The sequence below is a fragment of the Streptomyces sp. SID9727 genome, from assembly GCF_010550605.1.
Lineage (GTDB): Bacteria > Actinomycetota > Actinomycetes > Streptomycetales > Streptomycetaceae > Streptomyces.
This window is the reverse complement of record NZ_JAAGNI010000480.1, coordinates 26,906-40,445: the sequence shown is the minus strand read 5'-3', so window position 1 is coordinate 40,445 and position 13,540 is coordinate 26,906. Positions and strand designations below refer to the sequence as shown.

The following is a 13,540-nucleotide window of genomic DNA, read 5'->3' as shown; positions in this document are numbered from 1 at the left end:
GCCGCACCGTGCCGTCGCGCGCCGGCCCCTCACCCCACCAGCCGGGCCGCCTCCCGCGCGCAGCCCAGCGCCACCGTCACACCCGCGCCCCCGTGCCCGTAGTTGTGCACCAGCCGCCCGCCCCCGGCCAGGGGCTCCGCCTCGATGCGGACCCCCGCGTCCCGGGCCGGGCGGAGGCCCACCCGGTGGCCGATCACCTTCGCGTCGGCGATCTCCGGACGTACCCGGGCGCAGCGCTCCACGATCTCCTCCGCCGTACGGGGATCGGGCCCCGCGGTCCAGTCGTCGGCCGTCGCCGTGCCGCCGAGCACCAGGCGGCCCGGTTGCGGGAAGAAGTACGTGGTCTCGCTCGACGCCGGGTCCGCCTCCGTGTACCACTCCCGTATCCCCGGGTTCTCCACCAGCACCAACTGCCCGCGCACCGGGCGCACCCCGGCATCCGGGACCAGGTCGCGGGCACCGAGCCCGGCGCAGTTGACCACCGTCCCCGCCTCCGCGGCGGCCTCGGCGAAGGAGGCGACCGTGCGGCGCTCGACCGCGCCCCCGGCCGCCCGTACCCGGTCCTCCAGCCACGACAGGTGCGCCGGCATGTCGATCAGCGGCAGCCGGCACCGCAGGCCCTCGGCCGTCTCCACGGCCTCCGCCAACTCCCCGGCCCACGGGCCGAGGTGCGCCAGGCGCTCGCCCCGGTGGAGCCCGTCGACCAGGCGTACGCCGGTCTCCTCCGGGCGGGCGGCCAGCTCCTCGTACCACCGCAGCGCGGCCAGCGACCAGCCGCCGACGCGGTCCAGCGGCTCGATCCGGTAGGGCCACCACAGGGCGCCCGCCACGGCCGAGGTCGTGTCGCCGGCCGGCTCCCGCGACCACACCCGCACCCGGTGCCCCCGTTCGGCCAGCACCTTCGCCGTGGTCAGTCCGCTGACCCCGCCGCCCACCACGATCACGTCCGCCACCACTGCCGCCTCCCGGTCCGCCTGCTTGCCCCGGACCCTAGACGGTGTCCCGCCGATTAGGATCGGCCCCCTGATGACTGCCACTCTCGTCGCCAAGGATCTCGCCGCCGGACACGGCGACCGCACGCTGTTCGCCGGGCTCGACCTCGTGGTCGCCCCCGGGGACGTGATCGGTCTCGTCGGAGTCAACGGCGCCGGAAAATCGTCCCTGCTCCGGCTGCTCGCCGGTCTCGACCAGCCGGAGGAGGGCGAGCTCCGGCTCTCCCCGCCCACCGCGACCGTCGGCCACCTGCCCCAGGAGCCCGAGCGGCGCCCCGGCGAGACCGTACGGGAGTTCCTGGCCCGCCGGACCGGCGTCGCCGACGCCCAGACCGCCATGGACGCCGCCACGGAGGCCCTGGTCGAGGGCGCTCCCGGCGCGGACGACGCGTACTCCGAGTCCCTGGAGCGCTGGCTCGCCCTCGGCGGCGCGGACCTGGACGACCGGGCCGAGGAGACCGCCGCCGAACTCGGCCTCACCGTCGGCCTCGACCTGCCGATGACCGCGCTCTCCGGCGGCCAGGCGGCCCGCGCCGGACTCGCCTCGCTCCTGCTGTCGCGCTACGACGTCTTCCTGCTCGACGAGCCCACGAACGACCTGGACCTGGACGGCCTGGAACGCCTGGAGAGGTACGTCTCCGGACTGCGCTCCGGCACCGTCGTCATCAGTCACGACCGCGAGTTCCTGATGCGGACGGTCACCAAGGTCCTCGAACTCGACCTGGCCCAGCAGCAGATCAACCTGTACGGAGGTGGCTACGCGGCCTACCTGGAGGAGCGCGAGCGGGCCCGGCGGCATGCCCGCGAGGAGTACGAGGAGTACGCCGACAAGCGCTCGGCGCTGGAGGGCCGCGCCCTGATGCAGCGCTCCTGGATGGACAAGGGCGTCAAGAACGCCCGCCGCAAGGCCACCGACTCCGACAAGATCGGCCGCAAGTTCCGCAGCGAGTCCAGCGAGAAGCAGGCCGCGAAGGCCCGGCAGACGCAGCGCATGATCGAACGGCTCGACGTGGTGGACGAGCCGCGCAAGGAGTGGGAACTGCGGATGGAGATCGCCTCCGCGCCGCGCTCCGGCTCGGTCGTCGCCACCCTCCGCGAGGCCCGCGTCGTGCGCGGCGACTTCGTGTTCGGCCCCGCCTCGCTCCAGATCGACTGGGCGGACCGGGTCGCCATCACGGGCGCCAACGGCTCCGGGAAGTCGACCCTGCTGGCCGCGCTCCTGGGCCGCCTGCCGCTGGACTCGGGGCACGCGAGCCTGGGCTCCGGCGTGGTCGTCGGCGAGGTGGACCAGGCGCGCAAGCTCTTCCACGGCTCGGAGACGCTCCTGGAGGCGTTCTGCGCGGCCGTCCCGGAGACGGAGCCCGCCGACGTGCGCACCCTGCTCGCCAAGTTCGGTCTGCGCGCCGACCACGTGATGCGCCCGGCGACCACCCTCTCGCCGGGCGAGCGCACCCGGGCGGCGCTCGCCCTTCTCCAGGGGCGGGGCGTCAATCTCCTGGTGCTGGACGAGCCCACGAACCACCTGGACCTCCCGGCGATCGAACAGCTGGAGTCGGCGCTCGACTCGTACACCGGAACGCTGCTCCTGGTGACGCACGACCGGCGGATGCTGGAGGCGGTGCGCACGACGCGCCGCGTCGAGGTGGCGGAAGGCAGAGTGACGGAGGTCTGAGGGTCCGCGTCTGGTATGCCAGACGCCCGATATTCGCCCCAGCCATCCGTATCGATGCCCGCGACCGTAGCGTTTGGCATACCAAGTGCTACGGTCGTCTGGTGACGACTCAAGCGGGCGACGACTCCGGCGCCTCGCACGCCGACCGGGCCGAGCGGACGATCCGCGCGGGCATCCTCTCCGGGGCGCACCCGCCCGGCTCACGGCTGCGCGAGCGCGAGCTCTCCGAGAACCTGGGCGTCTCGCGCATCCCGGTCCGCGAGGCGCTCACCCGGCTGGCCGGCGAGGGCCTGGTCGTCATGTCCCCGCGCCGGGGCGCCTCCGTACGCGACCTCTCGCTGCGGGACGTCGCCGAACTCTTCGACCTCCGCCTCAGCCTGGAGGTCTTCGCCGCCCGCCGGGCCGCCGAGGCCTGCGCGGCCGGGGGAGACGGGGAGCGGTTGCGGGCGGCGATGGAGGCGGCGGAGGCCGCCACCGCACGGGGCGACGCGGCGGAGATCCCGGCGGCCAACACCGCCCTGCACGCGGAGATCGTCGCGATGACCGGCAATCGGCTGCTCCGGGACGCGTGGCAGCCCTCGCTCGGACTGGTGCAGTGGCTGTTCAGCCTCACCGGTGGCCGCGACCCGCACGTGCAGTGCGCGGAACACCGGGACATCTGCGCCGCGATCCACGCGGGCAAGCCGGACCTGGCCGCGGCACTCGCGTACGCGCACATCGAACGGGGGAGGGAGCCGTCCCTGACGGCGTTGGCGGGAATCCTCCCGCCCGATGGAGAGAACCCCACACACCCGCACAGGAGAAGCACCGGATGCTGATCAGCGACGTCCGTCCATGGGGCGGAGAGCCCAGCGACCTCACCGTCGAGGACGGGGTGATCACCGCGATCACCCCGCACGACCCGGCCCGCGCAGCCGCGGAGGACACGGTGGCCGGGCGGGGACGGCTCGCCCTGCCGTCGTTCTCGGACGTCCACTGCCACCTGGACTCCACGCGCATGGGCCTGCCGTTCCGCCCGCACACGGGCGCCCCCGGCGTCTGGGGCATGATGATGAACGACCGCGAGCACTGGCGCGAGGACGAGTGGGACGTGGCCCGCCGGGCCACGTACACCCTGGGCCGCATGATCGAGCGCGGCACCACCCGCGTACGGAGTTACGCCCAGATCGACGCGGACTGCGGCCTCGAACGCTTCGAGGGCGTCCTCGCGGCGAAGGAGGCGCACGCCGGGCGGTGCGACGTCGAGATCATGGCGTTCCCGCAGGCGGGCCTGGTCCGCGAGAAGGGCGTGCCGGAGCTGATGGACCGGGCCCTGTCCTCCGGCGCCGCCGTGGTCGGCGGCATCGACCCGTGCACCCTGGACCGCGACCCCGTACGCCACCTCGACATCGTCTTCGGCCTCGCCGAGCGCCACCACGCGCCGGTCGACTTCCACCTCCACGAGCCGGGCGCGCTCGGCGTGTTCAGCGTCGACCTGATCCTGGAGCGCGTGCGCGCCCTGGACATGGCCGGCCGGGTGACGATCTCGCACGCCTACGACCTGGGCTCGGTGGACGAGGCGACGACGCGCCGCCTGACCGAGGAGTTCGCCGAACTGGACATCGCGATGGCGACCGTGGCACCCGCCCGGCACCACTCCCTCCCGCTGGCCGACCTGACCGCCGCGGGCGTCCGGGTGGGCCTGGGCGAGGACGGCCAGCGCGACTTCTGGTCCCCGTACGGCAACGGCGACATGCTGGACCGCACCTGGCAGCTGGCCTTCACGAACGGCTACCGCGCGGACGACCTGATCGAACACGCCGTGGCCGTGGCCACGGTGGGCGGGGCGTCCATCCTCCAGGGAGGACCGCCTCGTCTGGCCTCCACGACGGACCGCCCGGGCGTGACGGTGGGCGCGCGGGCGGACCTGCTCCTGCTCGCGGGCGAGACCGTGACATCGGCGGTGATGGACCGCGGGGAGGACCGCACGGTGCTGCACGAGGGCCGCGTGGTATCGGACGGTCTGACCCTCAGCCCTGCTGCGTAGAACCCACCCCGGCACGAAGTCCCGGCGCGAAACCAAGCCTCGCCGGCGTTCGAGGCGCGGGGTCCGGGGCAGAGCCCCGGTTTCGGGAAGGGGCGGGGTGGGGAACGGGCCCGCCGCAGGCGCAACGAACCCGCACCCCACCCCCGACCCCCATCTACTCGCCCTTCAGCAACCCCGCCCGCCGCAACGCGTCAGCCATCGCCCCGCTCGCCGGAGCCGCCGCCGGCGCGGACCGACCCCCGCCGCCACGGGACTGGCGGCCACCACCCCCGCCCCCTTGCCGAGGCCGAGGCGGCCGCCCACCCCGCTCACCCCCCGAAGAGGTCTCGCGGCCCCCGGCCGCCTCGTCGTCCAACCGCAGCGTCAACGAGATCCGCTTCCGCGGGATATCGACCTCCATCACCTTCACCCGCACCACGTCCCCCGGCTTGACCACGTCCCGGGGATCCTTCACGAACGACCGCGACATCGCCGACACGTGCACCAGCCCGTCCTGATGCACCCCGATGTCCACGAACGCCCCGAAGGCGGCGACGTTCGTCACGACGCCCTCCAGCACCATCCCGGACTCCAGGTCGCCGATCTTCTCGACGCCCTCCTTGAAGGTGGCGGTCTTGAAGGCGGGACGCGGGTCGCGGCCCGGCTTCTCCAGTTCCTTCAGGATGTCGCTCACCGTCGGCAGCCCGAACTTCTCTGAGACGAAGTCGTCGGCCCGCAACGACCGCAGGACACCCGTGTTGCCGATCAGCGCGGCCACGTCCCCGCCGGTCCTCTTCACCATCGCCCGCACCACCGGGTACGCCTCCGGGTGCACGCTCGACGCGTCGAGCGGGTCTTCGCCGCGGATCCGGAGGAAGCCCGCGCACTGCTCGTACGCCTTCGGGCCCAGCCGGGCCACGTCCTTCAGGCTCCTGCGGGACGCGAACGGCCCGTTCGCGTCGCGGTGCGCCACGATGTTCTCGGCGAGCCCCGAGCCGATGCCGGAGACCCGGGACAGCAGCGGAGCGGACGCGGTGTTGACGTCGACGCCGACCCCGTTCACGCAGTCCTCGACGACCGCGTCCAGCGACCGCGAGAGCTTCACCTCGGACAGGTCGTGCTGGTACTGCCCGACACCGATCGACTTCGGGTCGATCTTCACCAGTTCGGCCAGCGGGTCCTGGAGCCGCCGCGCGATCGAGACGGCACCACGCAGGGAGACGTCCATGTCGGGGAGTTCCTGCGAGGCGAACGCCGAGGCGGAGTACACGGAGGCACCCGCCTCCGAGACCATCACCTTGGTCAGTTTCAGCTCGGGATGCTTCGCGCACAGCTCACCGGCGAGCTTGTCCGTCTCCCGGGACGCCGTGCCGTTGCCGATGGCGATCAGCTCGACCCGGTGCTCCCGGGCCAGCCGTTCCAGCGTGGCGAGCGACTGGTCCCACTTGTTGGCCGGGACGTGCGGGTGGATGACGTCGGTCGCGACGACCTTGCCGGTCGCGTCCACGACGGCGACCTTCACTCCGGTACGGAAACCGGGGTCGAGGCCCAGCGTCGCCCGCGTCCCGGCCGGCGCGGCGAGCAGCAGATCCCGCAGGTTCGACGCGAAGACGCGTACCGCCTCGTCCTCCGCCGCCGTGCGCAGCCGCAGTCGCAGGTCGATGCCGAGGTGCACCAGGATGCGGGTCCGCCACGCCCACCGCACCGTGTCGGCCAGCCACTTGTCGCCGGGGCGTCCCCGGTCGCCCACGCCGAAGCGCCGGGCGACCATGTTCTCGTACGAGGAAGGACCGGGCGTCTCGGACGGCTCCTCCGGCTCCAGGACCAGGTCGAGCACGTCCTCCTTCTCGCCCCGGAGCATCGCCAGGACCCGGTGCGAGGGCAGCGCGGTGAACGGCTCGGCGAAGTCGAAGTAGTCGGCGAACTTGGCACCCGCCTCCTCCTTGCCGGCCCGTACCCGGGCCACCAGCCGCCCGCGCGTCCACATGCGCTCGCGCAGTTCGCCGATCAGGTCGGCGTCCTCCGAGAAGCGCTCGGTGAGGATGGCGCGGGCGCCCTCCAGCGCCGCCGCCGGGTCCGCGACCCCCTTGTCCGCGTCCACGAACGCCGCCGCGGCGGCGAGCGGATCGACCGTAGGGTCGTCGAGCAGGCCGGAGGCGAGCGGTTCGAGGCCGGCCTCCCGGGCGATCTGCGCCTTCGTCCTCCGCTTCGGCTTGAACGGGAGGTAGATGTCCTCCAGGCGCGCCTTCGTGTCGGCGGCCCGGATCCGCGCCTGCAGAGCCTCGTCCAGCTTGCCCTGCTCCCGTACGGATTCGAGGACCGCCGTCCGGCGCTCCTCAAGCTCCCGCAGGTACCGCAACCGTTCCTCGAGCGTGCGCAGCTGCGCGTCGTCGAGCATCTCGGTCGCTTCCTTGCGGTAGCGCGCGATGAACGGCACGGTGGACCCGCCGTCGAGCAGCTCGACGGCCGCCTTCACCTGCCGCTCGCGTACGCCGAGCTCCTCGGCGATCCTGCCTTCGATGGACGTCGTCACGGTTCTACCGACTCGCCTTCTCCTGCTGGCTGTGCTGGTCGGGCCCCCGGCCGCCGCTGGGACGGTCCCGGAGCCACACGTCCTGCATTGTGCCGGGTGGCCGGGTGCCGTGTCGCCCGGCCACCCCAGGGAGCGGTACGCCGTTTTCGCGGGTCAGCCCGTCGCGCTCGCCGGGAAGGCGCCAGCCGCCGCGGCCGTGGCGAGGAAGCCGCGCCCCAGCTCGGTCAGCCGGGCCACCCCCAGTCCGCCCAGGTGCTCGTACGGGCCGAGGTCCATCCGGTCCGTGGTCTCCTCCAGTTCCTTGCGCAGCGCGGCGCCCTCCTCTGTCAGCTCGCCCTCCGCGGTGAGCAGCCCGCGCCCCCGCAGCCGCTCCGACGCGTCCTCCCAGTCGGCGCGCCGCCAGCCCCGGCTGGACAGAAGCCAGCGGATCGCCATGCCCTTCCCGGTCGCGGTGTGGCTGACCAGCGCTTCGAGCGGGTCGAGCCCGGCGGTGAGGAGCGCGGCGAGGTGGGCGTCACCCCGGTGCTCGCGGAGCAGCGTCGCCGCGTGCCAGTACGCCAGGTGCGGTTCGTCGGGCACCGGCAGACCGGCGTGCGCGGCGTACAGCGGCCGGGCGTGCCGGGTGCAGCCCTCCGTGGCGCGCAGGGCGAGCCGCGCGGCCTCGGCCATCTCGGGGGAGGCGATGATCTCCTCGCCGAGCAGCCGGCGCAGCGTCGCGTCGGCGGCGCGCAGCCGCGCGTCCAGGACCTTCGCGGGCGGGGCGATGTCCCAGATCGCGGGCACGTGCCGGGCCACGAGCGCGTGGTTGAAGTTGTAGAAGGTCGCGGTCACGGTCTCCGCCCCGACCGCGCCCATCGCGGCGGCGCGGGTGGCGAAGTAGGCGGCGGAGGGGTCTTCTATCCCGATCCCGCCGAGCTCCTTGCCGAGGTCGGGGGAGAAGTAGAGCGACGAGTGCAGCGGGTTCAGGGCGTTGTGGCAACGCCGCCCGGCACGAGGCGGGAGAGTACTCATACCGGCACGTTACCGACTGGTTGGTACGGGCAGGAACCCCCTGGCGCACGTGAGCTGCGCCGCAGCCGGTGAGGGCAGAAAAGGTGGGGAACCCGTCATTGCGGCCATCGCGGGGGCCGCCCAGGATGGCGGACATGCAGCAGCGATCCGTGCTCGTCGTCCTCTTCGACGGCATCCAGAGCCTCGACGTCACCGGCCCCATGGAGGTCTTCGCCGGGGCCTCGCGCTTCCCGGGCGTCTCGTACGGGCTGCGCACCGCCTCGCCGGCCGGCGCCCCGGTCCGCACCTCCTGCGGCCTCACCCTCGTCCCCGACGGCAGCCTCGCCGACGCGCCGACACCCCACACCCTCCTCGTCCCCGGCGGTGCGGGCACCCGGGATCCCGACCCCGCGCTCGTCCACTGGCTGCGCGCGCACGGGCCGCTGCCCGAGCGGCTGGTCTCCGTGTGCAGCGGGGCGCTGCTGCTCGCGGCGGCCGGACAGCTGGACGGGCACCGGGCGACGACGCACTGGAACGTGTGCGAGAAGCTGGCCCGCGAGTACCCGGCCGTCGAGGTCGATCCCGAGCCGATCTTCGTACGGGACGGCAGGATCGCCACCTCCGCCGGGGTCACCGCGGGCATCGACCTCGCGCTGGCCCTGGTCGAGGAGGACCACGGGCGGGACGTCGCCCTGACGGTCGCCCGGCATCTGGTCGTCTTCCTGCGCAGGCCGGGCAGCCAGTCCCAGTTCAGCGCCCAGCTCAGCGCCCAGACGGCACGGCGGGAACCGCTGCGCGAGGTGCAGCACTGGATCACCGAGCACCCCGGCGCCGACCTCTCCGTCGAGGCCCTGGCAGCCCGCGCCCGCCTCTCGCCCCGCCACTTCGCCCGCGCCTTCCAGGCGGAGACGGGGACCACGCCCGGCCGGTACGTCGACCGGGTCCGCCTCGAACACGCCCGACGGCTCCTGGAGGACACCACCGACGGGGTCGCCGGGATCGCCCGCAGCTGCGGCTACGGCACGCCGGAGGCGATGCGGCGGGCCTTCGTCAAGGCGCTCGGCGCGGGCCCGGCCGAATACCGCCGCCGCTTCGGCACCGCCGACCACTCCTGACCACCCGTACGACAGACAGGGAGCAACCCCATGCAGATCGCCATCGCCCTCTTCGACCGCTTCACCGCGCTGGACGCCGTCGGCCCCTACGAGATCCTGTCCCGCGCCCCCGGCGCCGAGACGGTCTTCGTCGCCGAACGGGCGGGCGCGGTACGCAACGACAGCGGCACGCTCGAACTGGTCGCCCACCGCACCTTCGAGGAGACCCCCGCCCCCGACCTGGTGATCGTCCCCGGCGGCCCGGGGCAGCACCACCAGATGGAGAACGAGAACCTGCTCGGCTGGCTGCGCCGCGTGGACGAGACCACCACCTGGACGACTTCCGTGTGCAGCGGATCGCTGCTGCTGGCAGCCGCGGGACTCCTAAAGGGACGGCGCGCGACCTCGCACTGGCTGGCGCTCGACCAGCTCAGGGACCACGGCGCCGAGCCCACCGGCGAGCGCGTGGTCCTCGACGGCAAGTACGTCACCGCCGCCGGGGTCTCGTCCGGCATCGACATGGGCCTCACCCTCCTCGGCCGCATCGCCGGCGACCGCACCGCCCAGGCCGTACAGCTGCTGACGGAGTACGACCCCCAGCCGCCCTACGACGCCGGGTCGCCGGACAAGGCTCCGGCCGACCTCGTCGAGGAGTGGCGGGGCCGGAGCCGCTTCATCCTGCGGTAGGCGCCCAGCCGAAGCGGGGCGTGCGGCGTTCCAGGAAGGCGGCGACCCCCTCCGCGGTGTCGCCGCAGCCCCGCGCCTGCCCGGCCCAGTGCTCGTCCCGGTCCTCGCGCCCGGCCGCGAACTCCTTTGCGGCGGCCTGGGTCAGCCGGGACCGGGACACCAGGGTGCGTACGTAGGCGGCGACCCGCTCGTCCAGCCCGTCGGCCGGGAGCACCTCGTCCACCAGGCCCGTCCGCAACGCCCGCTCCGTGTCGATCAGCTCACCGGAGAACAGCAGGTGCTTGGCCGTCGCGGGCCCCGTGAGGGCGACCAGGCGGCGGGTGGACGACGCGGGGTAGACGATGCCCAGCTTGGCCGGGGTGACTCCGAACAGGGCGCCCTCGGCCGCGAAGCGCAGATCGCAGGCGGCGGCCAGCTGGCTCCCGCCGCCCACGCAGTGGCCGCGCACCGCCGCGAGGGTCGGCAGCGGAAACGCGGCCAGCGCCTCCTCGGCCGCGACGGCCAGCTTCTGCGGATCGCTCCCCGGGTCCCGGAGCGAGGAGATGTCGGCGCCCGCGCAGAAGGTGTCGCCCGCGCCTCTGAGGACCAGGGCCCCCACGGAAGGGTCGGCGGCCAGCTTGTCGAGCAGGACCGGCAGCGCCTCCCACATGGCGGCCGTCATCGCGTTGCGTTTGGCGGGGTTGCTGATGACGACGGTGGCGACACCGTCGGCGACGGTGTGCTCCACCCGGGGTTCCGTACGGTCCATGGCCGGATGCTATCCGTGGTGTCCGAACCTACGAGCAGCAAGGGGGCGCGCGACGGTCACGCACGAAGAGCCGGCCCCGGGTGGACGGTCCGGACACGAAGACGGACCCGCTCACCCAGGACGGGCAGAAGCGGTCTGAAAACCGACACATGTGCGCGATTGAAGTCGAGTTCGGTCAATAGGGCTCGACTTGTGTTCAGTAGCACAGGCCGAAGCAACCGCGCCCGCCACCCTGTACTCGATGTGAAGTCCCTACGAGTGGAGAGCGGGTGCCGGACTATGGAGAGCCGCGGGAGTGTCCCCGCCCGGCCCGTGCCGTACGAAGGGGTCTGGCGGTTCACCGCCCCGGCCTCGGACGTCTCCGTACCCCGGGCCCGGCACGCCGTGCGTGATCTGCTGAAGCGCCAGAACGTGCCGATCGAGGACGACATCACCCAGGGCCTGCTGCTCATCGTCTCCGAGCTGGTCACCAACGCCGTCAAGCACGCGGCGCTGCTCTCACCCGAGCTCGCCGTGGAGGTCGCCGTGGGCGCGGACTGGGTCAGGGTGTCCGTCGAGGACAACCACCCGTACCGCCCGACCGCGCTGGAGACCGACTACGCGCAGACCGGCGGCCGGGGGCTGCTGCTGGTCCGCGAGATCACCCGGGAGGCGGGCGGCACCTGCGACGTCGAGCACACCGCGGGCGGCGGCAAGGTCATCTGGGCGGCCCTGCCGCTGAGCACCGCCCTCTGACCGCTCCGCGGACCTACCAGCCGGCGCCGTCCCCGGTCAGCTCGCGGATCGCCGGACGCGCGGCGTCCAGCACGGTCATGAACCACGCGGAGAACGGCTCACGCCCGTGCCGCTCCGCCAGCTCCGCCGCCGTCACGAAGGCCGTCCCGCCGACCTCCTCCGGATCGGGCCGCAGCCGCGTCTGCGCGAGCCCCACGAAGAGGTGGTTGAACTCCTGCTCCACCAGGCCCGACGCCGGGTCCGGGTGGTTGTAGCGGACGGTGCCCGCCTCGGCCAGCAGCGAGGGCGAGATCCCCAGCTCCTCGTGCGTACGCCGGGCGGCGGCGGCGAACGGCGCCTCTCCCGGGTAGGGGTGGCCGCAGCACGTGTTGGACCAGACGCCGGGGGAGTGGTACTTGCCCAGGGCGCGCTGCTGGAGCAGCAGCCGGCCCTGCTCGTCGAAGAGGAACACGGAGAACGCGCGGTGCAGCCGGCCGGGTGCCTGATGGGCGGAGAGCTTCTCCGCCGTGCCGATGGTGGTGCCGTTCTCGTCGACCAGTTCGAGCATGATCGCTTCCGCTGTGCCGTTCGACGAGGTGTTCGCCGCGGTGACTGGTGTGGTCGGCATACCCATCCTTCGCTGTGGTCCCGGCCCCGTGCAGCCGGTCCCGTCGAGTCTGCTCAAGTCTGCCGTACAAAAGCAGCTTGTCCGTACTCGAGGGCCTGGCATGTCCGCCCGCACACGTCCGCGAAACCCTACACCTCGGGCCGCGCCGGACCGGTGCTCAGCGGCAGAGCCTCGCCTCGTGCTCCGCGTGCCCGCTGGGCTCCAGCTGGAAGGTGCAGTGCTCCACGTCGAAGTGGTCGCCGAGGCAGCCCTGGAGCTCGTGCAGCAGCTTCTCGTGGCCGATCGAGTCGAGCAGGTCCTGCTGCACCACTACATGCGCCGAGAGCACCGGCATCCCGGAGGTGATGGTCCAGGCGTGCAGATCGTGCACGTCCAGCACGCCGGGCAGCGCCGTGATGTGGTCGCGTACCTCGCCCATGTCGACGCCCGGGGGCGCCGCCTCCAGGAGCACGTTCAGCGTCTCGCGCAGCAGCCGCACCGTACGCGGGACGATCATGAGCCCGATGACCAGCGAGGCGATGGGGTCCGCGGCCTGCCACCCGGTCGCCATGACGACGCCCGCCGAGATCAGCACGGTCACCGAACCCAGCGTGTCCGCCAGCACCTCCAGATAGGCGCCGCGCACATTGAGGCTGTCCTGCTGCCCGCGCGTCAGCAGCGACAGCGACACCGCGTTCGCGACGAGACCCACCAGGGCGAAGGCGATCGTGAGCCCGCCCCGGGTCTCCGCCGGGTCGATGAAGCGCTCCACGGCCTCGAAGAGCAGATAGCCGCCCACCCCGAGCAGCAGGCAGCAGTTGGCCAGGGCGGCCAGGATCTCCGCCCGGGCGTAGCCGAAGGTGCGGTTCGGGCCGGCCGGCCGGTTGGCGAAATGGATCGCCAGCAGCGCCAGCCCCAGCCCCAGGGCGTCGGTCGCCATGTGGGCCGCGTCGGCGATCAGCGCCAGGGAGCCTGACAGCACACCGCCGACGATCTCCATGACCGTCACGGCCAGGGTGATGCAGAGCGCGATGCGCAGCCGCCCTCTGTGCGCGGCGGCGGCCGTGCCGGTGAGGGCCGGCCCGTGCGCGTGTCCGTGATCGTGCCCTGCCCCCATGGGGACGCCTCCCGGTCGTCTCGCGGACCCGGGCGTCCGGCCCGGGCCCTGCCAGTCAACTACGGGTGGGGGGTATCGGGCAACACGGCACTGAACACCGTTGTCATTGGCTCTGACCTGCGTAAACGCACGCAGGTCAGAGCCCTGGCGCGGTACGCAGGCGCCCGGTTTTGTCAGGCGGGGCGGCCATCGACGATGATGATCGCGGGCGGAGCGCGGGGACCGGCCCCGCCCGGAACGGAGCACGAACGGGCGGTGAACTCGCGCTTCCGTTCATCCGATAGCCTCTGCCGACATGCCGCCGGCCGCTTCTGGCCGCACTGTCGCGTGCCGATCCGTGTCAGCACCCAAGGAGTGAGTTCGTCTGTCGACCGCCATTCT

The 13,540-nt window shown here is 73.0% G+C and carries 12 protein-coding genes; 6 read left to right on the top strand and 6 right to left on the bottom strand.

Annotation, left to right across the window (positions count from 1 at the left end; translation table 11 throughout):
• Positions 1-29: 29 nt before the first annotated feature.
• Positions 30-953, bottom strand: coding sequence for an FAD-dependent oxidoreductase (locus tag G3I41_RS33420; protein WP_343242275.1), 924 nt, complete (start codon positions 951-953; stop codon positions 30-32).
• Positions 954-1,026: 73 nt separating this feature from the next.
• Between G3I41_RS33420 and G3I41_RS33415 the strand changes: the two genes are divergently transcribed.
• From G3I41_RS33415 to G3I41_RS33405, 3 genes are all read left to right on the top strand, one after another.
• The gene (locus tag G3I41_RS33415; RefSeq protein ID WP_164404277.1) at positions 1,027-2,664 is read left to right on the top strand and encodes an ABC-F family ATP-binding cassette domain-containing protein; all 1,638 of its coding nucleotides are present in this window, start codon (positions 1,027-1,029) and stop codon (positions 2,662-2,664) included.
• 101 nt (positions 2,665-2,765) lie between these two features.
• A complete protein-coding gene (locus G3I41_RS33410) occupies positions 2,766-3,482 on the top strand; it encodes a GntR family transcriptional regulator (RefSeq protein ID WP_164404276.1) in 717 nt (238 codons plus the stop codon).
• The gene (locus G3I41_RS33405; RefSeq protein WP_164404275.1) at positions 3,476-4,690 is read left to right on the top strand and encodes an amidohydrolase; all 1,215 of its coding nucleotides are present in this window, start codon (positions 3,476-3,478) and stop codon (positions 4,688-4,690) included. Before G3I41_RS33410 ends, G3I41_RS33405 begins: the two co-directional genes overlap by 7 nt.
• A gap of 154 nt (positions 4,691-4,844) precedes the next feature.
• Here the strand turns inward: G3I41_RS33405 and G3I41_RS33400 are convergent, their stop codons facing one another.
• Both G3I41_RS33400 and G3I41_RS33395 read right to left on the bottom strand, forming a co-directional pair.
• Positions 4,845-7,202 carry a Tex family protein gene (locus tag G3I41_RS33400; RefSeq protein WP_164404274.1) on the bottom strand — a complete coding sequence of 786 codons (2,358 nt, stop codon included), beginning with the start codon at positions 7,200-7,202 and terminating at the stop codon, positions 4,845-4,847.
• Between the two features lie 153 nt (positions 7,203-7,355).
• The gene (locus G3I41_RS33395; RefSeq protein WP_164404273.1) at positions 7,356-8,213 is read right to left on the bottom strand and encodes a hypothetical protein; all 858 of its coding nucleotides are present in this window, start codon (positions 8,211-8,213) and stop codon (positions 7,356-7,358) included.
• 134 nt (positions 8,214-8,347) lie between these two features.
• Between G3I41_RS33395 and G3I41_RS33390 the strand changes: the two genes are divergently transcribed.
• Together G3I41_RS33390 and G3I41_RS33385 are read left to right on the top strand one after the other, a co-directional pair.
• Positions 8,348-9,307 (top strand): GlxA family transcriptional regulator, encoded by a 960-nt coding sequence (locus tag G3I41_RS33390; protein ID WP_164404272.1) that lies wholly within the window; start codon positions 8,348-8,350, stop codon positions 9,305-9,307.
• A gap of 30 nt (positions 9,308-9,337) precedes the next feature.
• Positions 9,338-9,973: a DJ-1/PfpI family protein gene (locus G3I41_RS33385; protein ID WP_164404271.1), complete on the top strand. Its 636-nt coding sequence runs from the start codon at positions 9,338-9,340 to the stop codon at positions 9,971-9,973.
• Here the strand turns inward: G3I41_RS33385 and G3I41_RS33380 are convergent.
• Positions 9,960-10,721, bottom strand: coding sequence for an enoyl-CoA hydratase/isomerase family protein (locus G3I41_RS33380; protein WP_164404270.1), 762 nt, complete (start codon positions 10,719-10,721; stop codon positions 9,960-9,962). The genes G3I41_RS33385 and G3I41_RS33380 overlap by 14 nt on opposite strands.
• A 279-nt stretch (positions 10,722-11,000) precedes the next feature.
• Here G3I41_RS33380 and G3I41_RS33375 point away from each other — a divergent pair, with 279 nt between their 5' ends.
• Positions 11,001-11,456, top strand: a complete 456-nt coding sequence (locus G3I41_RS33375) for an ATP-binding protein (protein WP_164404269.1) — start codon at positions 11,001-11,003, stop codon at positions 11,454-11,456.
• 13 nt (positions 11,457-11,469) lie between these two features.
• Here G3I41_RS33375 and idi read toward each other — a convergent pair whose 3' ends face one another.
• Positions 11,470-12,063 carry an isopentenyl-diphosphate Delta-isomerase gene (gene idi, locus G3I41_RS33370; RefSeq protein ID WP_164404268.1) on the bottom strand — a complete coding sequence of 198 codons (594 nt, stop codon included), beginning with the start codon at positions 12,061-12,063 and terminating at the stop codon, positions 11,470-11,472.
• A 157-nt stretch (positions 12,064-12,220) separates the two neighbouring features.
• Positions 12,221-13,159, bottom strand: a complete 939-nt coding sequence (locus G3I41_RS33365) for a cation diffusion facilitator family transporter (RefSeq protein ID WP_164404267.1) — start codon at positions 13,157-13,159, stop codon at positions 12,221-12,223.
• Between the last annotated feature and the right edge of the window lie 381 nt (positions 13,160-13,540).